The 25,654-nt window shown below is 62.6% G+C and carries 22 protein-coding genes; 6 read left to right on the top strand and 16 right to left on the bottom strand.

Features of this window, described 5'->3' with window-relative positions:
- Window positions 1-8: 8 nt before the first annotated feature.
- The 4 genes from JQ567_RS00365 to JQ567_RS38795 are packed head-to-tail and all read right to left on the bottom strand — an operon-like array spanning window position 9 to window position 6,597.
- Window positions 9-3,206: a type I restriction endonuclease subunit R gene (locus JQ567_RS00365; RefSeq protein ID WP_212436968.1), complete on the bottom strand. Its 3,198-nt coding sequence runs from the start codon at window positions 3,204-3,206 to the stop codon at window positions 9-11.
- Window positions 3,203-4,486, bottom strand: coding sequence for a hypothetical protein (locus JQ567_RS00370; protein WP_212436969.1), 1,284 nt, complete (start codon window positions 4,484-4,486; stop codon window positions 3,203-3,205). The genes JQ567_RS00365 and JQ567_RS00370 overlap by 4 nt, the downstream gene beginning before the upstream one ends.
- Before the next feature lie 34 nt (window positions 4,487-4,520).
- A complete protein-coding gene (locus JQ567_RS00375; protein ID WP_212436970.1) occupies window positions 4,521-6,053 on the bottom strand; it encodes a type I restriction-modification system subunit M in 1,533 nt (510 codons plus the stop codon).
- 16 nt (window positions 6,054-6,069) lie between these two features.
- A complete protein-coding gene (locus tag JQ567_RS38795) occupies window positions 6,070-6,597 on the bottom strand; it encodes a restriction endonuclease subunit S (RefSeq protein ID WP_212436971.1) in 528 nt (175 codons plus the stop codon).
- A 169-nt stretch (window positions 6,598-6,766) separates the two neighbouring features.
- On the opposite strand from JQ567_RS38795, the gene JQ567_RS00385 reads away from it, so the two are divergent.
- The 6 genes from JQ567_RS00385 (at window position 6,767) to JQ567_RS00410 (ending at window position 12,343) form a co-directional block, all read left to right on the top strand.
- Entirely contained in the window at window positions 6,767-7,810 is a 1,044-nt protein-coding gene (locus tag JQ567_RS00385; RefSeq protein WP_212436972.1) for a DUF4917 family protein, read from the top strand.
- 115 nt (window positions 7,811-7,925) lie between these two features.
- The gene (locus tag JQ567_RS00390; protein ID WP_212436973.1) at window positions 7,926-8,948 is read left to right on the top strand and encodes an LLM class flavin-dependent oxidoreductase; all 1,023 of its coding nucleotides are present in this window, start codon (window positions 7,926-7,928) and stop codon (window positions 8,946-8,948) included.
- Between the two features lie 188 nt (window positions 8,949-9,136).
- Window positions 9,137-9,619, top strand: a complete 483-nt coding sequence (gene greA / locus JQ567_RS00395) for a transcription elongation factor GreA (RefSeq protein WP_212436974.1) — start codon at window positions 9,137-9,139, stop codon at window positions 9,617-9,619.
- A gap of 279 nt (window positions 9,620-9,898) precedes the next feature.
- Window positions 9,899-10,996: a serine hydrolase gene (locus tag JQ567_RS00400; protein ID WP_249165136.1), complete on the top strand. Its 1,098-nt coding sequence runs from the start codon at window positions 9,899-9,901 to the stop codon at window positions 10,994-10,996.
- Between the two features lie 178 nt (window positions 10,997-11,174).
- The gene (locus tag JQ567_RS00405) at window positions 11,175-11,747 is read left to right on the top strand and encodes a thiamine pyrophosphate-binding protein (RefSeq protein WP_212436975.1); all 573 of its coding nucleotides are present in this window, start codon (window positions 11,175-11,177) and stop codon (window positions 11,745-11,747) included.
- Complete coding sequence (locus JQ567_RS00410) at window positions 11,744-12,343, top strand: thiamine pyrophosphate-dependent enzyme (RefSeq protein WP_212436976.1); 600 nt, start codon at window positions 11,744-11,746, stop codon at window positions 12,341-12,343. Before JQ567_RS00405 ends, JQ567_RS00410 begins: the two co-directional genes overlap by 4 nt.
- 40 nt (window positions 12,344-12,383) lie before the next feature.
- Here JQ567_RS00410 and JQ567_RS00415 read toward each other — a convergent pair whose 3' ends face one another.
- The 12 genes from JQ567_RS00415 to JQ567_RS00470 are packed head-to-tail and all read right to left on the bottom strand — an operon-like array spanning window position 12,384 to window position 25,639.
- Window positions 12,384-13,982: an isochorismatase family protein gene (locus JQ567_RS00415; protein ID WP_212436977.1), complete on the bottom strand. Its 1,599-nt coding sequence runs from the start codon at window positions 13,980-13,982 to the stop codon at window positions 12,384-12,386.
- Between the two features lie 22 nt (window positions 13,983-14,004).
- Entirely contained in the window at window positions 14,005-14,853 is an 849-nt protein-coding gene (locus JQ567_RS00420) for an MBL fold metallo-hydrolase (protein WP_212436978.1), read from the bottom strand.
- Between the two features lie 40 nt (window positions 14,854-14,893).
- On the bottom strand, window positions 14,894-15,793 hold the full coding sequence (locus tag JQ567_RS00425; protein WP_212436979.1) for an amidohydrolase: 900 nt from the start codon (window positions 15,791-15,793) through the stop codon (window positions 14,894-14,896).
- Window positions 15,790-16,908 carry a VWA domain-containing protein gene (locus JQ567_RS00430; RefSeq protein WP_212436980.1) on the bottom strand — a complete coding sequence of 373 codons (1,119 nt, stop codon included), beginning with the start codon at window positions 16,906-16,908 and terminating at the stop codon, window positions 15,790-15,792. Before JQ567_RS00430 ends, JQ567_RS00425 begins: the two co-directional genes overlap by 4 nt.
- The gene (locus JQ567_RS00435; protein WP_212436981.1) at window positions 16,905-17,786 is read right to left on the bottom strand and encodes a MoxR family ATPase; all 882 of its coding nucleotides are present in this window, start codon (window positions 17,784-17,786) and stop codon (window positions 16,905-16,907) included. The genes JQ567_RS00430 and JQ567_RS00435 overlap by 4 nt, the downstream gene beginning before the upstream one ends.
- A gap of 11 nt (window positions 17,787-17,797) precedes the next feature.
- Window positions 17,798-18,823 carry a xanthine dehydrogenase family protein molybdopterin-binding subunit gene (locus JQ567_RS00440; protein ID WP_249165137.1) on the bottom strand — a complete coding sequence of 342 codons (1,026 nt, stop codon included), beginning with the start codon at window positions 18,821-18,823 and terminating at the stop codon, window positions 17,798-17,800.
- A 1-nt stretch (window position 18,824) separates the two neighbouring features.
- Window positions 18,825-20,504: a xanthine dehydrogenase family protein molybdopterin-binding subunit gene (locus tag JQ567_RS00445; protein ID WP_212436983.1), complete on the bottom strand. Its 1,680-nt coding sequence runs from the start codon at window positions 20,502-20,504 to the stop codon at window positions 18,825-18,827.
- 10 nt (window positions 20,505-20,514) lie between these two features.
- Window positions 20,515-20,997, bottom strand: a complete 483-nt coding sequence (locus JQ567_RS00450; protein ID WP_212436984.1) for a (2Fe-2S)-binding protein — start codon at window positions 20,995-20,997, stop codon at window positions 20,515-20,517.
- An 11-nt stretch (window positions 20,998-21,008) separates the two neighbouring features.
- Window positions 21,009-21,833 carry a xanthine dehydrogenase family protein subunit M gene (locus JQ567_RS00455; RefSeq protein WP_212436985.1) on the bottom strand — a complete coding sequence of 275 codons (825 nt, stop codon included), beginning with the start codon at window positions 21,831-21,833 and terminating at the stop codon, window positions 21,009-21,011.
- A gap of 8 nt (window positions 21,834-21,841) precedes the next feature.
- Complete coding sequence (locus tag JQ567_RS00460) at window positions 21,842-22,285, bottom strand: SRPBCC family protein (protein WP_212436986.1); 444 nt, start codon at window positions 22,283-22,285, stop codon at window positions 21,842-21,844.
- Window positions 22,286-22,288: 3 nt separating this feature from the next.
- Window positions 22,289-22,726, bottom strand: a complete 438-nt coding sequence (locus JQ567_RS00465) for an SRPBCC family protein (RefSeq protein ID WP_211995586.1) — start codon at window positions 22,724-22,726, stop codon at window positions 22,289-22,291.
- 3 nt (window positions 22,727-22,729) lie between these two features.
- A complete protein-coding gene (locus JQ567_RS00470; protein ID WP_212436987.1) occupies window positions 22,730-25,639 on the bottom strand; it encodes a flotillin family protein in 2,910 nt (969 codons plus the stop codon).
- Window positions 25,640-25,654: the final 15 nt, after the last annotated feature.

The following is a 25,654-nucleotide window of genomic DNA, read 5'->3' on the forward strand; positions in this document are numbered from 1 at the left end:
GCATAGGATCAATCCGGCATTCGGGTGCGGGCGATACTCAAGATGCGGTCAATGATTTCATCCATAAGATCGGGCGTGAGTGGATGCCCCTTCCCGTCCCGCATGACATCGAAAAGATAATCGTCCAGGTCGTTGCGCATTTCATTTTGGATATCGTCGCGCTGCGCCCAGTTCACCACGCGACGCCGCGCGATGATATCGAGCATCGCTTCGGTGGCTTCCGCGGCGTCCGCTCGGACGTCGCTTCCCGACGTATTGACAGACGCTAAATGCTTCTCGATTGCATGATAGAAAGCGACAGCCGTGTCATTGCCGCGCAGATGTTGGGGCACGTCATCATGTCGGGGACGAACTACTTGCTCCCTTGCTTCGCGGACGATATTGAGGAACTCCAACTGGGAAATCCGCTGCGCCCGGTGATCGTCAATGGCTTTCTGGATCAACGCGGAAATCTTCTCAAAATAGACGGGGTCTTCCTCCATGCGCTCGGTAATGGTGCGCTGGGTGAGGCTTGCGATCATATCGGCCTTAGATGCGGGCGTGGCCTGCTCGCCGACGGCCTCCTCGAACGCTTTCTCGTCAAAGATATTGACAGGGGCCGTGAGCGTGATGACTTCATTGGCGTGAATATGCTGGTCGAGGAGCTTGCGCACCCGCTCTTCGTACAGCTTAAAATCGATATCTTCCTGATAGCGCTTGCGCACCGCGGTGCGGAGCTTTTGGAACCGGCGCAAATCCTCCTTGTAAGATGCAATCGCGGACTCATTCCGCGGATCGTTGATCCAGTCCGCCGTTGAGAGCGCAATCGCGAGCGTGCGCGCAAACTGCGCCAGCCGCTCGTAGAAGTCTTCGCGGCGTTCCTCATCGCCCAGATGCCGCTCGAAGCCTTCTTCGTCGAGCTTGTTGGGGAGTTCCTTAAACAGGTCCCAAACCTGGTGCTGGCGCTGAGGAAGCTTTTCGATTTCCTCCAAGTTCTGGGTAACGACACCCTGAACATCTTCGGCCTCAAACTCAGCAAAGGCGGAATAGGTCTTGAGTGCCGGGTCCAGCTCGCCGAGGACACCCGCATAATCGATGATGTAGCCATAGTCCTTCTTGTCCTCGACGCGATTTACGCGCGCAATCGCCTGCAAGAGGCCGTGGGCCTTGAGCGGCTTGTCGAGATAGAGAACAGTGTTCTTGGGCGCATCAAAGCCCGTCAGCAGCTTATCGACGACGATGAGGATTTCAGGTTCTTCTCGGTCCTTAAAAGAGGCCACGATCGAGCGGTTATAGGTTTTCTCGTCGCCGTACCGCTCCATCATCTTTTTCCAGAAGCGCACGACCTCCTCGCGGGACTCATCGCCCACCTCGTCGTAACCTTCGCGGTCGTCGGGTGCCGAGACAATCACTTCCGAGGTGACCATGCCAATTTGGTCGAGTGCCCTCTTGTAGAGGAGCGCCGCTCGCTTGGACCGAGTAGCAAGCTGAGCCTTGAAACCTGTCCCCTTCCAATTCTTCGCGTAATGTTCAGCAACGTCATAGGCAACGCAGTAGATCGTCGGCTCGGTCTGGCCGATTTCACTGTACCGAGTGAACTTGCGCTTGAGGTCGGCACGCTGATCGGGGGTAAGGTCGCGGCTGACCCGCTCGAACCAAACATCGATGCCGTTCCGGTTGACATCCTGCTCGACGTGCCGCCCCTCGTACAGCAGCGGCACAACGGCGCCGTCCTTGACCGCTTGGTCAATGGCATAGATATCGATCAACCCGCCGAACTTGGCAGCAGTGCTCTTTTCCTTCTTCATCAGTGGCGTGCCGGTGAAGCCGAGGTAGCAGGCGCTCGGAAACATCCGCTTCATGCGGGTGTGCATTTCTCCGTATTGCCCGCGATGGCTTTCGTCGATGAGCAAGAACACATCACTCGACGGGTCTCGGTAGTCCCGAACATTCAGGGCGGTATCGAACTTGTTGATAACGGTCGCGATAATCGATGCGCGATCCTGCGAGACGAGTTTCAGCAGATGCCGGCCAGACGATGCGTTTTCCGGTTCTGCGCCGCAGGCGGCGAAGGTTGCCTTGAGCTGCTCGTCAAGGTCGATGCGGTCGGTGACGAGCACAATGCGGGGATTGACAATTTCCGGGTCGAGCGCGAGAGCCCTTGCCAGCATGACCATGGTGAGCGACTTGCCGGAGCCTTGCGTGTGCCAGATGACACCGCCCTGGCGGCGACCTTCGACGTCCCTCTGCTTGACCTTGGCAAGGATGTTCTTAACCGCGAAGAATTGCTGATAGCGGGCAACCTTCTTGATGCCGAGATCGAAGAGCGTGAAACGCCGCGCGAGATCCAAGAGGCGGTCGGGGCGGCAGAGCGCGTAAAGCACCCGGTCCTGCTCGGTGACTTCGCGCCCGTCCCCCATCATGCGCTCGAACGGAGCCTGCTCTTCCTCAAAGCCGTCGCCAAAGGTGCTTTTCGCCTCCACCGCGGTCAGCGGCGTGGTCAGCAAGGGCCCGATATCAGCATCGGCGAATTCCCGCTCCCGCCAGAGCGCCCAGAATTTGCGCGAGGTGCCGACCGTGCCATAGCGAACCTTGTTCCGGTTGGTCGCAAGCAGCAGCTGAACGGAACGGAACAGATGCGGGATTTCGTCGGGGCCTTGGTTACGGAGGTTTTGGGAAATAGCCTCGTCAAAATCCTCGTTCGGCCCCTTGCATTCGATGACGCAGAACGGAATGCCGTTGACGAACAGCACGATGTCTGGCCGCCGAGTCTTGGCTGAGCCGGAACGCTCGACATCGAACTCCTTGCAGACATGAAAGCTGTTGTTCGCGGGATTGGCCCAGTCGATGTATTTCAGGGACCGCCCGCGCGTGTCGCCCTCGATCGGTTGATCAAGCGACGTGCCAAGTTGCAAGAGATCGGTTGTCAGTTCGTTCAACCGCATGATGCCGAGCGGTTCACGGCTGCGCAGCCGCTCAATCGCGGTTTGGATGTTGGCTTCCGAGAACGGATACTGCTTTCCACGGTACTCGATGGCATTGAGGCGCATGAGCTGGGCGCGAAGAATGTCCTCCAGCAACACACTGGAAAGCTTGCCGCGCCGCTCCCGATCAACCTCCGCCTTGGACAGCATCACCCATTTGGGCGCCATGGTCTGCAACAGATGCAACGCGGGAATCTGCGAAAGGTGCTTCTCTCCGTCCCTGAATTGATGCCGCTTGTTCATTGTGCGGCCTCCTCGGTGACCCGGGCCGCCATCGCATCAACGTCGCCGTCACGCACAGGCGCACGCCACTCGCCAGTCAAAAGCTTTTGCATGAGGCCACGCTTTTGACGTTGGAGCGCAGCAAGGACCTCGCGTGACGCTTCTAGGTCTCGGTTGAACGTGCGCAGAATCGCCGCTATCTGCTCCTGTGCTGCAACTAGCGGCGCCCGCACGCGGATCGCGCTGAATTCCTCACGATCGAGTAGGCGGCGCTTGCCTTCCTTATTGTTTTGAGACGAGCGCGCCTGCAATTGAAATCGGACATAATGTGATTTGAGCAAGCCATCGATATAACTTGGATCGAATCCTTGTCGCAAATGCAGCACGCGATAGGCTGGACTAACAATGCCGGGAGATGCTCTGGTGTATCGCCCGATCGCGCCATAGTACGCAGACATGGGATCGTAGACAAAATCACCGGGCTCCAACAGCAAGTAAGAGGACAACTCTTTACTTGCGACGGAGCGGTTGAAGTGCTCATTCTGAGGTCGGATTGCATACTTTCCTACGGTGATGACGTCGCTCGCGCACAGACCCGGGTTTTTATCAAACACCTCTTCAAATATATCGCTAAAAGAGTAATCCAACCAATCTTCGGTCCCTTCACTCTTCGCCCCGGGCATCGATCCCAGATATAACAACTGAGACGCAGCTAACGCTCGCTTCTCTTTTAAAGCAATTAGCCGCTGGATTTTCTCAATCGAAGAATCCCATAAATCGAATAGTGCGACAATATCATCTTGCCAACTGAGTTCAGGCGGCATCGGAACATTAAACGAAGCAATGTCTTCAAAAATGAGCCCGGGTTGAGCGCCGACCTTAGTGTGTTGATAGACTTCAAATCGACCCAAAGGAGAGTGCAAAAATTGTAGGATGTAGCGCGGATTCGCCTGGGCAGGATTAATCGCGAGCCGAGCGTTCGTTTGGCTAATGTTTGCACCATCGAGCCAATGCGGTATTTGAGCAGCGACGCCGACCTCAGCCCCCTTAATCGTAATTACGAGATCGCCTGTTCGTAGACGACCTCGCTCGCAATGGCTGTCGATCTCCGGAGTGATGCGACGCATCTGATCCAGTGGTCGCCAACCGCGCGAAAAGTCTCCTCCACGCACTAAAGGAACCCCTTCGTCGGAATGTTCGCCGGGCTGTACCACGCCATAGGTGATTGGACGACTTGGTTCGATTAGAGCTCCAAGCGTGGAGTATCGCCAACCATCAGCGAGGGGCGGCAGTTGTCTCATCGTCGACCCCGCAGAAGTCTTCCGAATTGATTTGCTAGGCATTGACGCCGAGCTCTTTGAGGTAATGCGTCATTTTGATTTTTATCTCGACGAGTTCAGACTCAAGACTCTCGATCTCCGCCTGCACCGCTTTTATGTCGACTTCATTTTCGGCTTCGAAGCAGTCGATGTAGCGCGGAAGATTCAGGGTGAAGCCGTTTTGCGCTATTTCACTTGATAGAACAGGTCTTGAGTATCTCTCGATCTCCTTTCGAGTTTTGAAGGTACCGACGATTGTAGAGATCTGTTCTTCGAGTAGGAGATTCTGCGTCTTCGCTGGCTGGAAATCTCTGCTTGCATCGATGAACAGGACGTCCTTCCTACTCTCCAAAGCTCCTCCCGATTCGCGCCTGCGATCAAAAACCAGAACAGCGACGGGAATAGAAGTGGATTGAAACAGGTTTCCCGGTAGACCTACCACCGCATCAAGCAAGTTTTCTTCAATTACCTTTTGACGGATTTTTCCTTCGGCACCTCCCCGGAACAGAACGCCATGCGGGACAACGACGGCAACGCGCCCTGCTTTTTGCCGAGCCGTCTCAATCATATGCGTAATGAAGGCCCAGTCGCCTGCATTCTTCGGCGGAATGCCGCGGTGAAAGCGCTTGTACTTGTCGCTGGCGGCATTCTCGGCGCCCCACTTATCGAGCGAGAACGGCGGATTGGCGATCACGACATCGAAGGCAAGGAGCTTGTCGTCTTCGATGAGCTTTGGATTATTGAGCGTGTCGCCCCACTCCAGCTTTGCGCCGTCGATGTCGTGCAGGAACATGTTCATCTTGGCGAGCGCATGCGTGCCGCCGTTCACTTCCTGCCCATAAAGCATGACGTTCTTTGAGCCAACTTCTTGCGCGGCCTCGATCAACAATGAGCCCGAGCCGCAAGCCGGGTCGGCGATCTTTTCGCCTTCCTGAGGCGCAACAAGCTTTGTCAGTACGCGGGAAACCTGTCGTGGAGTATAGAACTCCCCAGCCTTCTTTCCCGCGTCGGAAGCAAAACGCTCGATCAGATAAATGTAAGCATCACCGATAATGTCGCCCTTGGCCAGCCGCTTTGGACGAAGGTCCAAGTCCTTGAAGTCGCCAAGCAGGTTACGCAGGCGGCGATTGCGGTCCTTGGTTTCACCAAGCTTGTTTGCAGAGTTGAAGCTGATGTTGCGGAACACGCCGTCGAGCTTCGTCTTGTTGGCCTCTTCAATCGCATCCAATGCGATATCTATTAGCTCGCCGAGATTGTCGGCGTCTTTGCTGTCCCACACTTCCTGAAAGCTTGCGCTCTTCGGCAGCACGAACCGTTCGCGCTCCATGCGGCGCAGCAGGCGTGCCTCGTCGCCGCCGTAACGGGCTTTGGTATCGTCATAGTGCTCACGCCATGTGTCTGAAATCGCTTTCCAGAACAGCGTAACCAGCACGTAATCCTTGTATTCGGAGGCGTCGATCAGGCCCCGGAACGTGTCACACGCCGCCCAAGCCTTCCGGAACACATCGTCCTTCGTCGTCTTTGGGCCAGCATCGTTTTCGTTGGTCATGTCGTTCCTCTCGTCACTATCTCTGGGGCGTTGCGTTATCGGCGCGGCCGGTGGCCAGGAAATGGAGTTCTTCGAGTCGCAAAGCGTTAAGTCGCTCCGCAATATCGGCCTGCCTGCGAACCAACCGACCCAACTCCACAAGCTGATGTTGATCGGACAAGCTTGGAAGAGGGACTTGAACCTCCTCGATTGCAGACCTGCGAAGATTCGGAATGGTCGAGCCCGTCGCCTTCTGACGGAGGACCCCTTGGGTTGCGGGAAGGTTCAGAAAGAACACCAGGTATTCGGCACTGATGCGGGTGGGATCAGGTCGCAGAATAAACAGCGACCCCGCAGCAACCATCGGAGCAGGGACCTGGGGGACGACCGCCGCCCGATAGCTCAAACCTCGCGTTTGAAGAATTAGCTCGCCCGCGCCGAGGATATCGGGTGGCCCCTTGCCGGGCACCTCGCTGATTCGGACCATGCCATCCAGGCTAAGCGTCCCGTTCGATCCGACATCCTTGCCTTGCACAACGCGGTAATGCCCGCCGGGCTCGTGCACGATCCGCTCCCGGAAAGGTGAGCCAATTCTGATACTTACAAGATCAGACAAACGATGCATGTAATGCAGTAATCCCTTTCATGCAAAATTTATTGCATGATTGGTTTGGTTGTGCAAGTTGTAATCGCCGGAAAGTCTTTACTGCAATATATATTATACGGAGTTTACTATGGTAGGCATTTTGTCGTTCGAACAGGCGCTCAAGAAAATCGGAGATGCGAAGCGCAAGCATCTGTTGCTGGGCAACGGCTTCAGCATTGCGTTGAGACCCGACATTTTCACGTATGGGTCTCTCTACGAGAATGCCGATTTCAGCAAAGCCCCGCACGTGACGAAACTCTTCGACGCCCTCAAAACTCAGGACTTCGAGGTCGTCATCAAGCACCTTCAGGACGCTGCAACCGTTGTGGAAGTCTATAGGCCGAGCGCCGTCAACCTCGCGCGAAGCCTAAGAAATGATGCGGCAGCGATTAAGGACGCCCTCGTGACGGCCATTGCCAAACGGCATCCGGATCGGCCGTATGACGTAAAGCCGGAGCAATACGCCGCCTGCCGCACGTTCCTCTCCCGGTTCGGACACATATTCACGCTGAACTACGATGTGCTGCTCTATTGGGCACTGATGCAGAGCGAGGTTGATAACCTTCAAATCAATCATGATGACGGATTTAGACACCCGGAAGACGACCCGGACCAGCCTTGGGTTTCATGGCAACAGGGAAATTCGGCAACTGTCTGTTATCTACATGGCGCTCTACATCTGTTCGACGCTGGTTCTGAAATTACGAAATACACTTGGTCGAAAACAGATAAGCCTATAGTTGAGCAAATTCGGTCCGCGCTTGCCGTAGAGAAATACCCGCTCTTCGTTGCCGAAGGCACTAGCGCGAGCAAAAAAGCTCGCATCCTGCACAGCGGTTATCTTCATAAGGCGCATCGCAGCTTCGAAGCCTGCTGCGGTGCTGCTGGCAACGCCATCGTAATCTACGGTCATTCACTTGCGGATAATGATGATCATGTGTTGCGCACCATTGTTAAGGGAAATGCTCGCTACCTGCTCGTTAGCCTCTATGGAGATCCGAACTCATCTACGAACAGGGTCATCGTCGATAAGGCTGAGAAACTTGTTCTGCAGCGAGGGCCTGCCAAGGGGCGGCGCCAACCTCTCACCGTGATTTATTATGATGCATCGTCGGCCAAGGTGTGGGGGTAGAGGCTGACCGGATTACGCCCAATGGCGTCGTGCAGTACAATCGGTCAATAATCCTCGGAACAGCGGCCGATTTCGCTTCGGTGGCAAATCGACAGGGAGAGCCTAGATAGGCTGCATGAAAAGCATAGGATTCCTGTCGTTCGGGCACTGGACGCCCTCTTCGCAGTCGCAGACCCGCTCGGCGGCGGACACGCTGCTGCAATCCATCGATTTGGCCATCGCGGCTGAGGAATTGGGCGCCGACGGCGCCTATTTTCGCGTTCATCACTTCGCCCGCCAACTCGCCTCGCCTTTCCCGTTGCTGGCAGCGGTCGGCGCGAAAACCAGCCGCATCGAGATCGGCACGGCGGTTATCGACATGCGCTATGAGAACCCGCTCTACATGGTCGAAGACGCCGGCGCGGCCGATCTCATCTCGGGCGGGCGCCTGCAACTTGGAATTAGCCGAGGATCGCCCGAGCAGGTCATCGATGGATGGCGGTATTTCGGCTATCAACCGGCCGAAGGCGAGACAGATGCCGACATGGGCCGGCGCCATGCCAAGGTCTTTCTCGACGTGCTGGGCGGTCATGGCTTCGCGCAGCCCAATCCACGTCCGATGTTTCCAAATCCGCCGGGGTTGCTGCGTCTTGAACCGCATTCCGCCGGATTGCGGGATCGCATCTGGTGGGGAGCCGGCTCGAACGCCACGGCAATATGGGCAGCGAAGCTGGGCATGAACCTGCAGAGTTCGACGCTCAAGAACGACGAGACCGGCGAGGCTTTCCACATCCAGCAGGCTGCCCAGATCAGGGCCTACCGCTCGGCGTGGAAGGAGGCAGGCCATGCGCGCGAGCCACGGGTGTCCGTCAGCCGCAGCATCATCGCCATCATGGATGATCGTGATCGCGCTTACTTCGGCCGCGGTGGAGACGATGATGACCAGATCGGCTTTATCTCTCCAGAGACCCAGGCGATCTTCGGCCGCAGCTATGCGGCCGAGCCGGACGTCCTGATTGAGCAGCTCAGGAAGGACGAGGCCATCAATGAGGCCGACACGTTACTGCTAACCGTCCCTAACCAGCTCGGCGTTGCCTACAATGCCCATGTCATTGAAGCGATTCTGACACACGTGGCTCCCGCCCTCGGCTGGCGCTAAGGGCTCTTGGTTTCCATGGCTGGCATCCGCTTCGCGCCAGGATCGAGCGACCTCCAGAAGAAGCGGTACCCCAAAAGAGGCAACCAGGTCATGGTTCCATCCGCTCCGCGATATGTGATACGCAAAAACCGCCGAGCGTTGTGTTACAATTCCATTTGTTGGCGTATCCCACTCGAAAGGAGGCCGAGTTGAGCGTTGCCTTCACCAAGGAAGACAGTGCCGAAACCGCATCGGAGACGCTGCTCCCCGACCGCCCGATCTCGCCTCATCCGAACCTGGTTACGGAAGCGGGATTGAAGGCGCTCGAATTTCAACTGCAACAGGCTCGCGAGGCGTACGAGACGGCGCAGAAGATCGAAGATGTGAATGAGCGGCGGCGGCAAGCGGCGACCCCCTTGCGGGATGCGCGCTACTTTGCGGCGAGAGTTCGGACGGCTCAGCTAATCACCCCTCCTGCGTCCACTGATACCGTTGCTTTCGGGAGTACGGTGACCTTCAAGCGCGAGGATGGGCGCGTGCAGAAGTATCATATCGTGGGAGAGGACGAAGCGGACCCGAAGGCCGGTTCCATTTCCTTCGTGTCCCCGGTGGCAAGGTCCCTGATGGGTAAAGCTGTCGGCGATGTCGTCGGCGTATCCGGTCACGAGCTCGAGATCATTGCGATCTCTTGAACTCCATCGCACAAGACGCAGCCGATGCGTGGACGCAGCGTCTTGCGAGCCCATGGTCGACCGCGACGGTGAGGCTGCGCAGGACGTCCCGTCGCAGCGCGAGGGCGCTCGCCGCAGCAAGTCGGCGGAATTCGACTCCTTCACGGCAAATTGACGGCCGCTTCCCGATAAGCGCCGGAATCGCGCGCGTAAAAACGTCCTTCGGCGGCAACGTGACGATGGCTCGGTATGGTGACAAGTTCCACGCGCTGGTGGCGGCATCGTCGATCGATAGGCCTGATGATTTTTCCCGCTCTGCTGCTCGCGCTGGCGGGCGGGTCGGTTGCGGATATTGGTATGGATGCCAAAATTCAGCACATCGTCACAACCTATCTGGCGCCGGAGACCGTGGGGAAGCCGGGCGGTCTCGCTGTGGCCGTCTACGCTGAGGGGCATACCGAGTTTTTCAACTACGGCGTCGCCGACGAATCGACAAGGCAGCCGATCACTTCAGATACGTTGTTCAACGTAGCGTCAGTGCGAAAACCGTTTGAAGCAATCCTGGTCGCGCTGGGTACGCTTCGCGGCGAACTCCGTCTCGATGACCCCGTGAGCAGGTATGTCCCCGAGCTGCGCGGCGACTACATCCAAAGCGTGACGATCGGTGAACTGGCAACGCATACGTCCGGACTCTTGCTGCCGACCGATCACCCGCCATGGCCGAACGATTCGTTTACGCTGCCGCAGTTCTTCAAGGCGCTCAACGCATGGACGACGCAATCAGGCGAGCAGCCGGGCAAGCAGCGCATCTACACACATGCTGGGTATGTGCTGCTACAGCTCGCGCTCGAACGTCGCTACGGTCGACCTATCGGTGAACTTATCGAGGCGCGTATCCTGAAACCGCTCGGCATGAACCAGACATTCCTCCCCGAGCGCGGGCCAGACCACCGCGCCATGATGGCTCCGGAGCTGATGAAACGTGTCGTGCAGGGCTACTCCGATACGGGCATGGCGATTGGTCCACCTGGAGATCAGCAGAGTTACTACGATTTCCCGGGAACTGGTCAGATGTTCACCTCGGCGCGCGACCTGGCCACCTTTCTGGCTGCCTTTATCGATGGCGAGGCGATCGATCCGCAGTTGCGGCAAGCATTGCAGATAACGCAGCGTGAGACATTTCACGTGACCGAGAAGTTCGGACAGGCGATGGCCTGGGAAAACATTCGCCTGGACGACGTGGTCGTCGTCGACAAGCCGGGCGGCCTCAATAACGCGACAGCCTATGTCGGCCTCGTGCCGGCACACAAGACCGGCATCGTCCTGCTCGCGAACCGCGGCGAGTTTCCGCATGAGATCGCCCGCTACCACGTGCTGCCGGAGTTGGCGCGAGAATGAGAAGAACAGCGACGATTCGTCGGTGGTGATCATAAGTCGCCGGGCCTGTCGCGCGTCCGGCCGCTTTTCAATCCTGCAATAGAAGCCATATCGATTTTTGACCTTCTTTTCGAAACGGCGGCGTACTATCCGTCAACGGGGTTCGTTCGAGCCCGAGAAAAAAAGGGGGAGCTTCTCCATGGCGGATCCGCAGAAACAAGAGCCGGCCCGAAACGAGCCGGTCGCACTGCCGACCTGGCCCGACGAAGTGTACCGCGTCCTCAAGGAGGCTGACGTGCGCCAGGTCGGAATGGTGCCGGATGCAGGCCACAGCCGCCTCATCCGCGCATTCGAGGCGGATCCTCACGCCCGCGTCATCACCCTGACCACCGAAGAGGAAGGAATCGCCATGCTGGCCGGCGCCTGGCTCGGCGGCGAACGGGGCGTCCTGCTGCTGCAATCCAGCGGGGTCGGCAACTGCATCAACATGCTGTCGCTGCCGATGATCTGCCGCATGCCGCTCCTGATGCTGGTGACGATGCGCGGCGAATGGGGTGAGTTCAACCCGTGGCAGGTCCCGATGGGCCAGGGCACCAGGGCCGCCCTCGAAGCCATGGGCGTGATCGTGACCCGGGCCGATGAGCCGCATCTGGTCGCTTCGACGGTTTCCGGCGCGGCCAACCTTGCCTTCAACACCTGGCGGCCCGCCGCCGTCCTGATCGGACAGCGCGTGCTCGGTGCCAAGAACTTCAAGGAGCTTGCCCGCAAATGAACGTTCCCAACGAACTGCTGCATCGCCGCGACGTCGTCAATGAATTGCTGCGCGATCGCAGCGATCTCCTGGTCGTTGCCGGGCTCGGCGCCCCCAACTGGGATATCTCGGCCGCGGGCGACAGCCCGAACAACTTCCCGCTCTGGGGCGCAATGGGCGCGGCCGCCATGATGGGCTTTGGTCTTGCCATCGCGCAGCCCAAGCGCCGGGTGCTCGTCATCACCGGCGACGGCGAAATGTTGATGAGCCTCGGCGCGCTTGCCACGATCGCCGTCCAGAACCCTCCTAACCTCACTATCGCCGTGCTCGACAACGAGCGCTTCGGCGAGACCGGAATGCAGAAGACGCACACCGCAGGCGGCGTCGACCTCGCCGGGATCGCCACCGCCGCCGGCTTCAGGACATCGCGCATCGTCCGAACCATGGCCGAGGTCACCGAGATCCGCGATCTCGCACACCATGGCAACGGGCCCGTGTTCGCACAGGTCAAGATCAATCCCGAAGCGCTTTACTTCGTGCTGCCGCCGGCCGACGGCGGCATCCTCACCACCCGCTTCAGGCAATCCGTGCTGGGCGAGAGCTCGCTCTATAATTGACGCAAGGAGCGAACGAGGCCCGCCAGCTTGCCACCCTCGATCAGGACATCGCGGCGATCAGATCGTCGGCGCGGGTCACCATCGCGACGTTCTGGATCGCGTAGTTCACCGCGGCAATGTGCCATTCGGCGTTCATCGTCGAGCAGCAATCCTCCGGCACGATCATGTAGAAGCCTTTGTCCGCGCCGGTGCGGGCGGTATGTTCGATCGACATATTGGTCCAGGCGCCGGTGACGATGACGAAATCGCGCCCGGCCGCCTTCAGCATGGTCTCCAGCCTCGTGCCCTCCCAGGCGCTCATCCGCATCTTCTCCACCACCTGGTCACCGGCGTGCGGCTCCAGCCCCGGCACCGGCGCAGCGCCCCATGTGCCGCGCACCAGTGCTTTTGCGTCGATCAACCCTTCGAACAGCGGCGCATTCGCGGTCACGCCGGGCGCGCCCGGCTCGACCACGAACCAGACGTGAATCACCATGACGCCGCGCGCACGCGCGGCCTCCGCGAGCCGCTTGGCGTTGGCGATGGCGTTCTGCTCGCGGCAATGCGCCGGTGAACCGGACGACTCAAAGGCGCCACCGTCCATCACGACGTCGTTTTGCATGTCCTGAATGATCAGCGCGCAGCGCGTCGGATCGACCGCATAGCCGGGCTCGGCGAGCTGGGCTGCGGACCGATTGACAGTCGCCACCGGCGCCGGTGCCGGCCGGGCTGCGGCCGGCGCGTTCTGGGTGGCGCGCATATAGGGCTCGTTGCGCGGTCCGACCTTCACCGGCACCGCATAGACCGAATGCGTCGCCGTGATGTAGAGCGTACGCCAATCCGGTCCGCCCCAGGTCAGATTGCTGACCAGTTCGGGAACGCGCAGCTTGCCGATCAATCTGCCGTCCGGCGCATAGACCCAGATTCCGCCCGGCGCCGACACCCAGACATTGCCGAGCGCGTCGCATTTCATGCCATCAGGCACGCCGGGCTCGGTCGCCGAGACGATGTTGGAGGCGAACACCCGGCCGTTGCGGAGACCGCCGTCGACATCGACGTCGAACACGCGGATCAGGTGCTTGACGGTATCGTTGACGTAGAGCCGCTGCTCATCCGGCGAAAAGCACAGCCCGTTCGGCTGATCGAACAGATAGCGGTCGACCAGCAATTGCGGCTCGCCGCCGCGGGGCGGCACACGATAGACGCCCTGGAAGCCGAGCTGACGCGGCCGTTCGACGCCGTAGACTGGCATCCGGCCGTACCACGGATCGGAAAAATAGATCGCGCCGTCGGACTTGACGCAGACGTCGTTCGGCGAATTGAGCTCCAGCCCGTCGAAATGCGACGCCAATATCTCGCGCCGGCCGTCAGGGCGTTCGCGCACCAGCGTGGAGGTGGCGTGCTCGCAGACGATCAGGTTCAGCCCGGCATCATAGGTCATGCCGTTGCATTTGTTGGATGGACGCATCGCGTCGCGAACGCCCTGCCCGTCGAGACGGCGGCGCACGTCGCCCGGCATGTCGGAGAACAGCAAGTCATGCGTCTTCGGGTGCCAGACCGGACCTTCCGTGAACTGGAATCCGGTGCCGGCCTGCCGCACCGGCGCCCACAGGTCGATCAGTTCGGCAAAGGACGGCCGCAGCGCGATATGCGTGGTCATCGCATGTCTCCGAAACCGCCGCTCACGCCGCGAACCAATTGCGTGCCGGCAGCGATTGCACGGTCGGTCCCGGCACCGCCATGTCGAGGCGCGCCACGACCTGGCCGTGCTCGATCCTGGCAGGCTTGTCATGCACCGGGAGCAGGAAGCGCGAGCCGGAAAGCAGTCGCTTGATCGCGGCCTTCTCCTCACGCTTGGTGTTGCCGTGATTGCCTGTCGTGCGCGGCTCGTTGTGATGCAGCTCGTGGAAAGGATTCACAATCTGGTCGTTGAAATCGTAGATCACGTCGCCGCATATGGTGGCGCGGCCCTCGGCGGTCTCGACATGGATGTTCATCGAGCCCTCGGTGTGGGCGCCCGCCGCATCGATGGTGACGCCGGGGCAGACCTCGATCGGGCCGGACAGTTCGAGATCCTCGAGACGCAACGCATGGCGGGTGTGCAGCCGGTCGATCAGATGCTTGATGTCAGGCGCCGGATATTGCGGATGCATCAGGCCCGAGACCGAATACTCCAGTTCGCGCCGATTCAGCAGGACCGTCGTATTCATCGGGAACAGCTCGTCCTTGCCGGCATGATCGATGTGGAGATGGGTGTGCATGACGTAGCGCACGTCGCCCATCCTCACGCCATGCCTGGCGAGCTGGTTCTCGATCATGTTCTCATGATGCTGCAGCCCGCGCATGCCGAGGCTTTCCATGATCTGGTTGTGCCGATAGCCGGTATCGACCACCATCGGCCACGGCCCTCCGAGGATCAGGAAGCCGTATGTGTATACCCGCCTGGTGCGCCCACAATCACGTCCCAGCACGAGAAAGCTGGATTCCAGCTCGATGTCGCCGTAGTCCAGGATCTTGATTTCGAGCGCCATGTGATTGTTTCCCCTCGTTGGATCGTGTTGTTCTCTAAGATCAGGCCAGCCCGTAAATCCCGGCGGCGGTGTCGTGAAAGATCGCCTGCCGGTCCGCGACGGATAGCGTCTGCGTCGCCGTGCGATAGGCATCGAACAACGCCTCGTAGCGGGTCCAGAGCTTTTCGATCGGAAAGTTCGAGCCGAACATGCAGCGTCCGGCGCCGAACAGCCGCACGGTCTCATTGACCACGAAACCGATATGCGCCGGGTCGTTGCGATGCAGGAACGTGCCGAGGCCGGACAGCTTCGCCACGACGTTGGGCCGCTGCGCCAGCAGCGCCATGCCGGCGCGCCAGCTCTCAAGGCCGGCCGGCGACAAATCCTCCAGCATGCCGGCATGCTGCAAAACGAAACTGACGCCGGCGCAGGCATCGGCAAGTTCGGCCGCACCAGCCATTTGCGGCGCGAACACCTGCAGATCGAAGGCCCAGCCATATTCGCTCAATCGCGCGATGTTGCGCCGGAGCGTCGGATCGCGTGCCAGGTCCGGAGCCGATGCGAAGCGGTATTGCGGATTGTCGTGCCAGTGCAGCTGCATCCTGACGCCGCGCACCAGCGGGAACGCCGCCAATTGCTCCAGTTGCGACCGCACATCTTCCGCGGTGAAATCCGCATAGGCGACGATGGCGTGCGGCCAGCCGGTTTCCCGCGCGGCGTCGCTGACATAGCGGACCTCATCGAGGAAGCGCGCCGGTGCCCAGTTCGCCTGCACGTAAACCGATCGCGTGATGCCGGCGGCGGAAACATCCGCCAGATATTCCGCGATGGTGTAGTCGCGGCGGATCGGCTCATAGGGCCCGAAGATCCGCGGCTGCATCGGCCCGAGCAGCCAGGGCAGATCCTGCTGCCGCCAGATGTGATGATGCGCATCGACGCAGCCGGACGCAGGCTGACTCATCGGGCGGCCCTCCGTCGTGAGAGATCGAGAACATGCCGGCACAGCCGCTCCGTCGTCGCGCCGTTGGCGACGCTGTCGAGCATCGGCAGCACCGCGCGCAGCGCGGCGGTCTCCGGGCGATAATCGGCCGCGGCGGCAAGCGGCGTCAGCCAGTCGATCCGCCAGGCGCGCGCGGCGAGATGGCCGACCGCGCGGATCATCTGGGCCGGGTCGCCGCGCTCGAGCCCGTCGGACAGCACCAGCACCAGCGCGCCGCGGGCATAGCCGGCGAAGCGCGGCACCGCGAGGAAGGCGGCCAGCGCGTCGCCGATCCGGGTGCCGCCGTCCCAGTCGGCCACGAGGTCGGCGGCGACGGCGAGCGCCTGCTCGCGGTTCTTCAGCCGCAGCGCGCGGGTCAGCCGCGTCAGCCGCGTGCCGAACGTGAACACCTCGACGCGCGGCGCTGCGTTGACCAGCGCATGGGCGAAGCGCAGATGTGCGTCGGAGCGCGCCTTCATCGAGCCCGACACGTCGATCAGCAGCAGGATGGCGCGCGGCCGCAATTGGCGTTCGCGGCGGCGCAGCCGGACGATCTCGCCATCGGTCCGGATGGCGTCCCGCAGCGAGCGCTGCAGGTCGAAGCCGCCGCCGCGCTTTGCGGAGCGCATCCGATAGCCGCGGCGGCGCGGCAGCCGGGCCGGCAGCTGCCGGCTGAAACGGGCCAGCTGCTGGCTCTCGTCGTCCGGCCGCAGCGCGCGCCGCGACAGCGCCTCGCTGGAGGTCGCCGCCTGCCCGGTTTCGTTGACGTTGTCCGATAGCGGCGCGTCATATCCGGCGCCATCGTCCTGAACTTCCAGTTCCTCGTCGCTTTCGGCGACCTGATCGGACAGCACACCGGCAAGGCCGAGAAAATGCATATCGAACAGCATGTCGAAATCGGGTTGTCGCTCGAACGGCGGCGCCAGCGTGGCGACGCCGGCGCGGCGGATGTCCTCGATATCGCGCGGGCCGAGCAGTTCGATCGCGCGCAGAAAGGCCAGGCCCTGTTCCGGCGCTACCCGAAAGCCGTTGCGGCGCAGCAGCGCAATGAAATCCAGCAGCGGCCGGGCCGCGCGCGGCAGAGCTGATACCGTCATGCCGCGATCTCCGCGATGATGGCGTCGAGCCGCGGCGCGATGAAGGCGAGATCCTCTTCGTCCTTCAGCGCCACGCCGATCGCGCGCCGGAACGCGTCCGGCCACGGCGCGCCGGTTTTCGCCAGCAGCGTCGACGCTTCCGCCCAGTCGATCGCTTCGGCGACCCCGGGCGGCTTGGTCAGCGGCTCCTGCCGCAACCGCCCGACCGCCGTCACGATCGCGCGCGCGGTGGCCTCGGCGACGGCGGACGAGCGCATCATGATGATCCGCGCCTCGCGCTCCGGATCCGGATAGGCGATGTAGTGATAGACGCAGCGCCGCCGCAGCGCCTCATGCAGATCGCGGGTACGGTTCGAAGTCAGGATCACCACCGGGCGTTCATGCGCGCGCAGCGTGCCGCGCTCCGGGATCGAGATCGAGAAATCCGACAGGAATTCGAGCAGGAACGCCTCGAACTCAGGATCGGAGCGGTCGATTTCGTCGATCAGCAGCACGGTCGATTCCGGCCGGCGCAACGCCGCCAGCATCGGCCGCTCGATCAGGAAATCGTCACGATAGATGTCGATCGGCTCGTCGCCGGCCTGGCGGATCGCCAGCATCTGGCGCGGGTAGTTCCACTCATACAGCGCGGCGGCGGAATCGATACCCTCGTAGCATTGCAACCGGATCAGCTGCCGCCCCATGATTCCGGCGATCGCCTTGGCGGCCTCGGTCTTGCCGACACCTGGCGCGCCTTCCAGCAGCAGCGGCTTGCCGAGCGCGAGCGCGAGGTAGCCGGCCGTGGCAAAGCCGTCATCGGCGAGGTAATAGGCCGCGCGCAGCGCCTCGGCCAGTTTCTGCGGCCGATCGATCCCACCAACACTTCCGCGCACCGCCATCCCGATGCCCCCTATGCGCGCCGGACTTGCGGCCGCGCGCCGCCCTGCGCCTTCAATGCGCGCAGGATCTTTTCCGGCGTGATCGGCAGTGTATCGATCCGCACACCGATGGCGTTGAAGATCGCGTTGGCGACCGCCGGCAGCACCGGATTGGCGCACATCTCGCCGGGTCCCTTGGCGCCGAACGGACCGTCCGGCGCCGGACGCTCCAGCACCGTGATGTCGTGCGGCGCGATGTCGCCGGGGCCGGGCATCAGATATTCGTTGTAGTCGCGGCCGCCATGTTCGGGGCTTGGATAATACGGCTCCGGCGTCTCGTAGAGCGCGTGGCTCATGCCCATCCAGGCGCCGCCGACCAGTTGCTGCTCGACCATTTTCGGATTGAGCGCGCGGCCGAGTTCATAGGCGCTGGTCAGCTTGTTGACCTTGACGTCACCGGTTTCGTCGCAGACCTCCAGATCGACCACGAGACAAGCATGGGCATAGGCAGTGACCGGCGACATCTCCCCGGTCTCCGGATTGACCGTCGAAAGCGGGATCAGAAAGATGCCGCGGCCGGAGATCGTCTTGCCCTGCTTGAACTGCGCCGCCTGCGACGCCGCCTTGACGGTAATCGATTTCGACGCCGCGCCGCGGACGTGGATGTTGCCCTTGCCGTCGGTGACCAGATCGTCGGCATTGACCTCGAGCTCCTCGGCGGCCGCCTCGAGCAGCACGCCGCGCGCCTCCTTTGCCGCGACGATCACCGCATTGCCGACGCGATGCGTGCCGCGCGAGGCGAACGAGCCCATGTCGTGCGGACCGGTGTCGCTGTCGGCGGTGTCGACATAGACGTCCTCGATCGGCACGCCCAGCGTCTCTGCCGCGATCTGCCGGCTGACCTGCTTCATGCCCTGCCCGAGATCGATCGCCGACAGCGCCACGGTGAACTTGCCGTCCGGATTGGCATGCACCAGCGCCTGACTGGGATCGCCGCCGAGATTCATGCCGATCGGGTAGTTGATGGACGCCATTCCGCGCCCCTGATGCCGTGCCATCTCAGCGCCTCCGTGTGAACACCGACGAGAACCGCGCCGCGCCGTGCTGGGGTGGCGCCGGCGCATTCGGAGCCGGCGGCGCCGGAGCCGGCAACGGCGCGGCATCGGCTGGCTGCGACGGATAATTCGGCAGCGCGGCCGCCGGCTGATGCGCCGGCGGCGGCTGATAGACCGGCACGGCGGGCCGAGGCTGATGGGCCGGCAGCGGTGCCGCGCCCGGCGTCAGCTGTGGCGGCGCCTGCCGTGTCTCCGGCCGGCCGATCCGGCCGCTCTCATCGGTCACCGTGGGCGGTATAGCCGCGCGCGGGCCGCCGCCACCGCTCAGCGACGAAGCGCGCCGCGCCGTCTCGCTCAAAGGCCAGTTCACCTTCTGCGCCACGACCTGCACGCATTCGATCAGCGCGGTGTTGTGGGCGACGCGCCCATGCGCCTTCATGTCGCCGTCGCGATAGGCGTTGAGGATGCGGAACTCCATCGGGTCGATACCGACCAGATGCGCCAGCTTGTCCATCTGCACCTCGATCGAGAAGTCCACCCCGGTGACGCCGAAGCCGCGCATCGCGGTGGCCGGCACGCGGTTGGTGAAGACGCAATAGGCGTCGCCGCGCACATTCGGGATCGTGTAGGGCCCCGGCATGTGCGCGACGCATTTGACCACGCCATAGCTGGTCAACCGCGTGTAGGCGCCGGCATCGAAATAGGAGGTGATCTGCCGCGCGACGATACGGCCGTCGCGCATCACGCCGTCCTTGATGACGTGCCGCTCGGCGCCGCGTGGCGAGGCGAACTGCATCTCCTCCTCGCGCCCCAGCACATAGCGGACCGGACGCCCGGTGAGGATCGCGCCGAGCACCGCCAGCGGCTCGGTCAGCGAGTCCACCTTGCCGCCAAAGCCGCCACCGACGGTGCCGCCGATGAAATGCAGCCGGTTGGATTCCAGCGCAAGGATCTTGGCGGTGGTGCCGAGCGAGAAGAACAGGCCCTGCGCGCAGGAATGCACGACGTATCGGTTGTTGGTTTCGGGCGCGGCGATGGTGCCGTTGGTCTCGGTCGAGGCGTGCTCGATCGGCGACATCTGGTAACGCTCCTCGATCACGTGATCGGCGGTGCGGAACGCCGCCTCGACATCGCCGAAGCGCAGCTTCTGATGGTCGTATTTGTCGTGATACTCGAAATAGTTTCCCGGATAGGTCTCGTTGACGACGACCGCGCCCGGCTTCAGCGCCTCCTGCACGTCGAACACCGTGGGCAGCGGATCGTAGCTGACCCGAACCAGCTTGACCGCGGCCAGGGCTTCCGCCTCGCTGTCGGCAATGATCGCGACGATCGGCTCGCCCTTGTAGCGCACCTTGTCGACGGCCAGCGTCGGCTCGTCGTCCTTGCCGAAATCGATCAGGCTGAGCAGCGTGTTCTTGTTGAGCGGAACGTCCTGTCCCCGGATCACGCGTTTCACGCCGGGCGCGCGCTCCGCGGCTGTCACGTCGATGCTCCGGATCCGGGCGTGATGGTGCGGCGAGCGCACGACCTTCAGATGCAGCAGGCCGTCAAAGCCGTGATCGTCGAAGAAGCGGGTGCGGCCGGTGACATGGCCCAGCATGTCCTGGCGCTGCTCGCCCTTGCCGATCACGTTGAGATTGTCGTCGCGCTCGTCGGCGAACAGATCCTTGCGAAACTCCAGCATCGGGACCTCCTCAGGCGCGGCGGACGCCGCGCTGGTGCGCGGCGGCCAGGATGGCGTTGATGATCGGCTCGTAGCCGGTGCAGCGGCAGACATTGCCGGCGATCGCCTCGACCACCTCGACACGTGTCGGATTCGGATTGCGGTCGAGCAGCGCCTTCGCCGCCATCAGCATGCCGGGCGTGCAGAAACCGCACTGCGCGGCGAAATGCTCCATGAAGGCGGCCTGCAGCGGATGCAGGGTCGGCCCATCCGCGAGCCCGCTCGCGGTTTCGATCGATCGCCCCTCGCAGGTCACGCTGAGCGTGAGGCAGCCGAGCCGCGGCTCGCCATCGACCAGCACGGTGCAGACGCCGCAAGTGCCCTGGCCGCAACCGAACTTCGGGGCGAAATCGCCAAGCCCGCGCCTGATGGTGCCGAGCAGCGTTTCCGCGGGCTCGACGAACACCGCGCGATCCGAGCCGTTGAGACGAAACTGTACAGGCATCCGGGCCATTCTGCGTTCCTTCAGGATGTCTCGCCGGCAAGCAGCCGGCCGAGATGCACAGGCAATACTTCGCGGCGATACCATTCCGAGGCGATCGCATCGGTCGCGGGCTGCGTGCCCTCGAGCGCCGCGGTCTTCGCTGCAGCAATGGTGGCGGCGTCCAGGCTGCGGCCTTCCAGCACACGCTCGACCGCCTTGGCGCGCAGCGGCGTCGGCCCCATCGCGCCGTAGGCGATCCGCGCGCCGCTGATCCGTCCGCCGTTCTGCGGCAGATGCGCTGCGATCGACAGCACCGAGACGCCCTTGGGCCGCACGCGGGCGACTTTGACGAAGCGAAACGCATCAGCGCCGGCCGGGCGGCTGAAGCCGACCGAAGCGACCAGTCCCACTCCTCCCCGCGCCCGGTTCGCCAGCATCTCCTCGAGCGGCATCACCCGCGCGCCGCCAAAACCGGCATGCAGCGTGACGACGGCGTCGAGCGCCAGCAGCGCGGTGGTGAAATCGCCATAGGGCGTCGCGGCGAACAGATTGCCGCCGATGGTCGCCGTGGTCCGCACCGCGGGGCCACCAATGCCGCGCGCCGCCGCGTGCAGATAGGACAGGTCCCGGCTGGCCAGCACCATCGCCATGGTGACGCCGGCGCCGAGTTCGACCCGTGCACCGCCGGTGTTCATCGCCAGCAGCGCCGGATCGACCGCGCGCAGCAACGTGCCTTCCGTCATCACGCCTTCGTTGATATCGCGCACCAGCAGCGTGCCGCCGCCGAGCAATTGCGCGCCGCGGTCGCTGGCCAGGATACCAGCGGCTTCCTGCAATCCCTGCACGATGCGCACATTGACGGGCATGGCGTTTCCTAACCTGCGAGTTCGGGCAACTGGCGGACCGCCGCGATGCCATTTGAATAGACGTCGTTGGCCACGAGGTCGGCGAGCTCCGTCTCGCGCCCGGCCGGCGTGGTGAACCGGCCTTCCCATTGCCAGAAGCTCCGATTGCCGTCGGTGACCGGCAGCAGCCGGACATGGGCGACGTAGTTGAACAGCGGAATCGGCGTCTCCAGCAGGCAGTAGCTGAAGGTCATTTCCAGATCCGACAGGGCCAGCAGTTGCTCGCGCAATTCGGCGCCGTCCTGCATCGTGAAGCGGCGGATGCAGCCGATCTTGTCGGACGGATAGCCGCGCTCGATGGTGCTCTTGGCGACGATCGGATGCCAGGACTCATGGCCGTTGAAGTCGCGCAGCACCGCCCACAGCCGCTCCACCGGGGCGTCGATGATGGTGCTGCGAACCACCCGCGGCATGACTCAGGCTCCGAAGGCGCGGTTGAGCGCGTCAAAGCCGGTCTGGAACACATTGCCGCCGACGCCGCCGACCAGGTCTGCTTCCAGCTCCGGTGCGCAGTCGAAATCGGCGCTCCATTCGATGAAGGTGCGGTCCTGATCGGTGACGGGGGTCAGCCGCAGCGTAGCGACGTAGTTGGTCAGCGGCATCGGCGAATCCAGGATCGAATAGGTGCAGACCATGTCGAAGTCCGACAGGCCGAGCAGCTTTTCGCGCAGCCGGTCGCCATTGCGCAGCGCGAACGCACGAACGCAACCGACCTTGTCGGCCGGCTCGCCGTTCTCGATCCGGCTCTCCGCGATACCGGGATGCCAATTCGGCAGGCCGTTGAAGTCGCGCACGCGCGCCCAGACCTTGGTGGCCGGCGCGTTGATGACACTGGATACGTAGACGCGGGCCATCGACTACTCCTTGCCCTTACCTTTGCCGCCGCGACCGGACGGCCTGGGCTCGTCGGGTCCAGCGCCTGCGGGGACCGATCCGTCGTCCTTTGGCCTGGGCGGCTGGGCTTCCTTGCCAACACGCTGCATGTCGCTGGCCTCGCGCATCAGCCCGCCCATCTTGGCGAGGCTGCCGCCCTCGATCCCGATTTCCTTCAGCACCTGATCGATCAGCGGCGCCTGCACCCGGTAGCGCAGCGCCGATTCGATCACCTCGTCGGTCGGCGTGCGCGAACTGCCGCCGCCATTGCCGGCCATGCCGCCGAGCCCGTCGACATGCAGGATGCGGATGCCCTCGATCTTCTCCATCGGCTTGACGCTTTCGCGAACGATGCCCTCGATCCGATCCAGCAGCCGGCGCCGGAACAGGCCGTAGCGCGCCTCGTCGGTGAGCGCATTCTCGGCCTCGTAGAGCAGCTTCTGCGCTTCCGCGTCGACCGCGGCGCGGATCGCATCGGCCTCGGCCCCAATTCGCTTCTCATCGGCGTTCTTTCTCGCCAGCATGACTTCGACCGCGGTACGCCGCTTGGCGTTCTCGCTTTCGCGCACCGTCTTGACGATCTCCTCGGCCTCCACCGCCTTGGCCTTGGCCATCTCCGCCTTCACCTGGGCGGCGGATTCCAGCAGCGACTTCTCGAAAATCGCAATCGCCTTGTCCATCACCGCGCTCTCGACCTCACGTTCGCGATCGACCTCGAGCTTGCGCAGGTCGCGATCGCGGCCAACACGGGCCTCGTCGAGACCACGCTCGGAGGCGATGCGCGCACGTTCGATCTCCTCGCGCGCCGCGATTTCGGATTCCTGCAGCGCCTGGTTGCGCGCGATATCGAGTTGTTCGAGCGCCTTGCGGCGTTCCAGCCGAGCCACCTCCAATTCGCGCTCGCGCGTGATGTCGACCTTCTCGACCTCCTGGCGCGCATTGATCTCGGCTGCGCGCACGGCACGGTCGGAATCAACCCGCTCGATCTTCCGCGCAGAGGTCGCGATGACGCGCTCCTCTTCGGCGATCTCGACGGTCTTCTTTTGATCGATCTGCAGCACCTCGCGGCTCTTCGACGCCGCGATCCGCCCCTTGTCGATCGCAAGCTCGGCCTCGATGCGGCTGACCTCGACCGCATCGCGCTTCTTGATTTCGGCGGTCTCGATCGCCTTGGCGCGATCGATATCGAGGCTGCGGATTTCGAAATCGGACGCGATCCGCGAGGCGGCAACCGCTTGTTCCTGTGCGATGCGGGCGGTCTCGGTCGCTTCGCGCGCGGCGATCTCGGCGCCTTCCAGCGTCTGCGTCCGCGCGATCTCCTGCGAACGGGTTTCCTGCTCGGCGAGAATGCGACGCGCCGCGATTTCCTTCTCGTTGGCGATCCGGGCCGCCTCGACCGCATGGAGCGCGGCGATCTCGGCTTCGTCGATCGCCTGGTTCCGAGTGATGGTCAGCGCGCGGACCCGCTCCTCCTGGACGATGCGGGCGGACTCCACCAACTCCTTCGCCGCGATGGTCTCCTGCTGGACGGTACGATCGCGGACGATCTCGCGCGCCAGCCGCTTTTCCTCCGCGGCGAGGCGACTGGCGATGATCGCGCTGTTGCGGGCGATTTCAGCGGTTTCGGTGGCGAGCCGCGCGGCGATGTCCGCCTCCTCGATCGACCGCCGCTTCGCGATGTCGAGGCTGGAAATCCGCTGCTCGTTGGCGATCCGGTCGGTGCTGACCGACGCTTCCTGCGCAATCCGGGCGCGCTCGGTGGATTCGCGCGCGGCGATTTCAGCGGCCTGCAGCGCCCGCAACTGCTCGATCTCGCGTTCGCGGATCTCGCGGTCGGCGGTGATGCGGGCCTCCTTGATCAGCTGTTCGTTGGCGATCCGCGCCTTCTCCACCGTCTCGCGCGCGGCGATCTCGGCCTGGTCGACGGTCTGGCTGCGCTCGATCTCGCGCTGGCGGACGTCGCGCTCGGATGCGATCCTTGCCTCGCTGATGGCGCGCTCATTGCCGATCCGCGACTTCTCGATTTCCTCGCGCGCGTTGATCTGGGCCTGCTCGGCCTCGGTGTCGCGCATCGCACGTTCGCGGGCGATTTCGGCGCGCTGCACGGCGCGGCGCACCTCGACGTCGCGCTGCTGCTCAAGGCGCGCCAGTTCGCTCTCGCGCTCGATCTCGAGCGACTGCTTCTCCGCCTCGAGATTGCGCGAGCGGATCCGGATCATCGAATCCTGCTCGATGTCGTTGCGCGCCTTGCGCCGGCCCTCGATCTGCTCGATCAGATGGGTCAGGCCCTCGGCATCGAAGCGGTTCGAGGCGTTGAAATATTGCAGGTCGGTCTGGTCGAGATTGGTCAGCGCAACCGATTCCAGTTCGAGCCCGTTCTTGGCCAGCGCCTCGGCGGCGGCCTCCTTGACCTTGGCGAGATAGACCCCGCGCTGCTCGTGCATGTCCTCCATCGTCATCTCGGAGGCGACCGAGCGGATCGCCGAGACGAACTTGCCGGACAACAGTTCGTGCAGCGTCTCCGGCTGCATGGTGCGCCGGCCGAGCGTCGAGGCCGCGAGCGACACCGCTTCGGCGGTGGCGCGGACGCGGACGTAGAAATCGGCGTCGATGTCGACCCGCATCCGGTCGCGGGTGATGATGGCGTCGTCCTGGCCGCGATGCACCCGCATCTGCAGCACGTTCATGTTCACCGGCGTGATGTCATGGATGAACGGCAGCACGAAGGCGCCGGAATCGATCACCACTTTCTCGCCGGCAAGACCGGTACGGACGAACGCCGCCTCCTTCGACGAGCGCCGATAGAGCCAGTTCACCAGATAGACGACGATCGCGATCACGACGATCGCGACGATCAGCCAGAGAATGAGCGCTCCGATCAGCTGGCCTGACATATCTGTTCTCCCTTC

This window comes from Bradyrhizobium sp. AUGA SZCCT0431, assembly GCF_018131065.1.
GTDB lineage: Bacteria > Pseudomonadota > Alphaproteobacteria > Rhizobiales > Xanthobacteraceae > Bradyrhizobium.

Excerpts from the sequence above, each read along its gene's own strand:
- JQ567_RS00365 (WP_212436968.1), bottom strand. The coding sequence starts at position 3,206 with ATGAACAAGCGGCATCAATTCAGGGACGGAGAGAAGCACCTTTCGCAG.
- JQ567_RS00370 (WP_212436969.1), bottom strand. The coding sequence starts at position 4,486 with ATGAGACAACTGCCGCCCCTCGCTGATGGTTGGCGATACTCCACGCTT.
- JQ567_RS00375 (WP_212436970.1), bottom strand. The coding sequence starts at position 6,053 with ATGACCAACGAAAACGATGCTGGCCCAAAGACGACGAAGGACGATGTG.
- JQ567_RS00385 (WP_212436972.1), top strand. The coding sequence starts at position 6,767 with ATGGTAGGCATTTTGTCGTTCGAACAGGCGCTCAAGAAAATCGGAGAT.
- JQ567_RS00390 (WP_212436973.1), top strand. The coding sequence starts at position 7,926 with ATGAAAAGCATAGGATTCCTGTCGTTCGGGCACTGGACGCCCTCTTCG.
- JQ567_RS00400 (WP_249165136.1), top strand. The coding sequence starts at position 9,899 with ATGATTTTTCCCGCTCTGCTGCTCGCGCTGGCGGGCGGGTCGGTTGCG.
- JQ567_RS00405 (WP_212436975.1), top strand. The coding sequence starts at position 11,175 with ATGGCGGATCCGCAGAAACAAGAGCCGGCCCGAAACGAGCCGGTCGCA.
- JQ567_RS00410 (WP_212436976.1), top strand. The coding sequence starts at position 11,744 with ATGAACGTTCCCAACGAACTGCTGCATCGCCGCGACGTCGTCAATGAA.
- JQ567_RS00415 (WP_212436977.1), bottom strand. The coding sequence starts at position 13,982 with ATGACCACGCATATCGCGCTGCGGCCGTCCTTTGCCGAACTGATCGAC.
- JQ567_RS00420 (WP_212436978.1), bottom strand. The coding sequence starts at position 14,853 with ATGGCGCTCGAAATCAAGATCCTGGACTACGGCGACATCGAGCTGGAA.
- JQ567_RS00425 (WP_212436979.1), bottom strand. The coding sequence starts at position 15,793 with ATGAGTCAGCCTGCGTCCGGCTGCGTCGATGCGCATCATCACATCTGG.
- JQ567_RS00430 (WP_212436980.1), bottom strand. The coding sequence starts at position 16,908 with ATGACGGTATCAGCTCTGCCGCGCGCGGCCCGGCCGCTGCTGGATTTC.
- JQ567_RS00435 (WP_212436981.1), bottom strand. The coding sequence starts at position 17,786 with ATGGCGGTGCGCGGAAGTGTTGGTGGGATCGATCGGCCGCAGAAACTG.
- JQ567_RS00440 (WP_249165137.1), bottom strand. The coding sequence starts at position 18,823 with ATGGCACGGCATCAGGGGCGCGGAATGGCGTCCATCAACTACCCGATC.
- JQ567_RS00445 (WP_212436983.1), bottom strand. The coding sequence starts at position 20,504 with ATGCTGGAGTTTCGCAAGGATCTGTTCGCCGACGAGCGCGACGACAAT.
- JQ567_RS00450 (WP_212436984.1), bottom strand. The coding sequence starts at position 20,997 with ATGGCCCGGATGCCTGTACAGTTTCGTCTCAACGGCTCGGATCGCGCG.
- JQ567_RS00455 (WP_212436985.1), bottom strand. The coding sequence starts at position 21,833 with ATGCCCGTCAATGTGCGCATCGTGCAGGGATTGCAGGAAGCCGCTGGT.
- JQ567_RS00460 (WP_212436986.1), bottom strand. The coding sequence starts at position 22,285 with ATGCCGCGGGTGGTTCGCAGCACCATCATCGACGCCCCGGTGGAGCGG.
- JQ567_RS00465 (WP_211995586.1), bottom strand. The coding sequence starts at position 22,726 with ATGGCCCGCGTCTACGTATCCAGTGTCATCAACGCGCCGGCCACCAAG.
- JQ567_RS00470 (WP_212436987.1), bottom strand. The coding sequence starts at position 25,639 with ATGTCAGGCCAGCTGATCGGAGCGCTCATTCTCTGGCTGATCGTCGCG.